1 protein-coding gene and 1 pseudogene are annotated in these 2,687 nt (G+C 42.1%); both read left to right on the top strand.

Translation table 11 applies throughout. The features are described from left to right. Nucleotides 1–740 (top strand): ISAzo13 family transposase (locus F6K20_RS33140; RefSeq protein ID WP_287297595.1); only part of this gene is annotated, 740 nt, incomplete at its 5' end. A 413-nt stretch (nt 741–1,153) separates the two neighbouring features. Further along, nucleotides 1,154–2,472 (top strand): annotated as a pseudogene (locus F6K20_RS33145) (IS701 family transposase). The last annotated feature ends 215 nt before the right edge of the window (nt 2,473–2,687 follow it).

The following is a 2,687-nucleotide window of genomic DNA, read 5'->3' on the forward strand; positions in this document are numbered from 1 at the left end:
TAGATAGAGATGCTCAATTTCAATACATTAATGAGAAAGTCAAAGATTTTCAAGAGCGTAATCAGCCAGTAATTTCAGTAGATACAAAAAAAAAAGAATTGATTGGAAATTATCGCAACGTAGGACAAGAGTGGCATCGAAAAAAAGAGCCACTTCAAGTTAAAATTCATGATTTTCCTGATCCAGAACAAGGAAAAGTAATTCCTGAGGTCGTTTATGATGTAACTGATAACTCGGGATGGGTCAACGTAGGAATAAGTCATGATACAGCTGAGAGAGCCGTAGCTTCCATTCGTCAATGGTGGAAAAATATGGGAAAAAAAGTTTATCCAGCAGCTAAAGAAATACTGATAACAGCTGACTCTGGTGGCAGTAATGGCTATCGAATTAGATTAGGGAAAAGTGAGTTACAAAAATTAGCGACGGAAATCGGATTGACCATCAAAGTATCCCATTTGCCTCCCGGGACAAGCAAATGGAATAAAATTGAACATCGAAGGTTTTGTCACATAACAAAAAACTGGAGAGGTAGACCTTTAACAAGTCAAGAAGTTGTCGTAAATTTAATTAGTCATACTACGACTAATACCGGACTTAATATCCAAGCTGAATTGGACAAAAATGACTATAAAACTGGCATAAAAGTTAGGGAAAAAGACTTTAATGAGGTGCAGATTGTGCGAGAATTTTTTCATGGAGAATGGAACTATGCTATCCTGCCTCAATCAACGTCTAAATAGGGAAAGTTATTTTTGCGCGAATTCTTAATCAATAAGTTTTAACCATGCATCTGCATAGCCTACCAACCATAAAGGCTCCCCTGTCTAAGGTTTCGTCTCCGGGGGAAACCACGGCAAAGCGCGAGTGGGGGGAACCCCCTTTGGCGGCGCTGCCTCCCCTGTTCCGAAGCTGCATCGCTTCCTCAACAAAAGAGGTGCCAGTAATTGTGATCAGCAAAAAGCAATACTAAGACCAGTATTAAAGTTATTGGGCTCTACCGAACATAGTGTGTATAAAACCGCGCTTATGGCCGAATAGGTCGGATGGGACGGGTTATTTATAAAAAATCATTCTATTGGTACTTAAACTAAAATCGAGAATCAATAAAGGTATAATACAGTTATGGCCGACATTTCACGTTAAGACTTGAGGAATGAAAGAGACAACTCCCGCACCCCTTGCCCCCTTGCTTCGAACGATGGTGTAAACCCTTTGATGATGTCTGGACCCATAAAGCCCAAAAACGGGAGTTTAGGAACTATATAGGTGGATTATTAGGGGAAAGTGAACGAAAAAACCTGTCTCAAATGGCTTATAACCCTGTGGGAGTGACTTACCACCGATTACATCATTGTCTTGATGCAATAGCGAGTGGGGGAAACCCCCTTTGGCCGACTGCATCGCTTTTTGACGGAAGCGCCCTGGTCAGCCGAACCGGTTGAACGCCGCCTGATCGTGATGAATCAGTGTAGCCAAACCCGGATCAGTAGAGGATTCACGTTAATTGTTGATGACTCAGGACTCGCGAAAAAGCGGCAATTTCACAGCCGGAGTGGGACGGCAGTACATGGTCGAAATCGGTAAAATCGATAATGGGGTAGTAGTGGTAACAACTGATCTATATGATGGCCAAAAAAGCCTACCATTAGATTTAGAGTTATATCAACACGCCAGTTCTTTACCTCAGGGAAACAAAGACCCTGAATTCAAGAAAAAGCCGGAGCTAGCTTTAGGGTTAATTGACCGCAGCTTGCTGAGAGGATACCGACCGGGGTACGTGGTAATTGATGCTGGCTATGGAAATAACACAACATTTCTGCATAAGCTGGAAAAAAGGAAACTAAAGTATTTAGGGGGATTAGCCAAAAACCGCCAAGTTATAAGTCAAACATCGGCAAATAACAGAGAGGAAATTCCCTTAGATAAATTAGCATCAGTCTTGCCTGGCTCAGCTTTTATCCCGGTTAACCTCAATCTAAATCAATCGAAAACAGTTTGGGTGGCCACTGTTGAAGTTGAACTATCACAGCTCGAAGGAACGAGAACAATTGCTATCGTCAATCAGGCCTCGACCTTCGACCAAGAAGCGTGAGATTGACTATTTGATTACCAATGTTGACTCAACAAAAGCCACAGCCGAGTGGATAGTAACTAGCTATGCTCAAAGGAATTGGGTGGAAGTTTTCGATCGAGAAGCCAAAGGATGGTTAGGGCTTAAAGAATATCAAGTCAGAGATGCTCGCAGCTTGCTGAGACATTTCATTCTTGTGTTTTGTGCCTATACATTTATTTTATGGCACACCTTAACTGGAGGGTTAAGAAGACGTTGGGCTAACAAACCTTTAAAAACCTTTCCTGAGTCATTAGAGGCGTAACGGAGCAGCGATGTCTTTCCGTTTTGTGGAGTGGCTGACTCAAAATCGCAACCTATTCTTCGCTTACAAAGCTGCTTTGGGCTTTATTTGGGCTTGATATCTGTTTAAGTACCACTAGGCAGGAGTTACTCAATACTGCGCAACACACTCTATAAGTAGTAGGGGGCATTATTAACGGAAGCTACAGATAGAATTGCTGCGTAAGTTCTGCTAGGGTGGGCATTATCCACCCTACTACTAACCTAAGTTGCTAGTTATCAAAAAACACCTCAAAATGGCTTCAAGACACCAAAACTTAGTATCGATAGATCC

It is taken from the genome of Moorena sp. SIO2C4, from assembly GCF_010672485.1.
GTDB lineage: Bacteria > Cyanobacteriota > Cyanobacteriia > Cyanobacteriales > Coleofasciculaceae > Moorena > Moorena producens.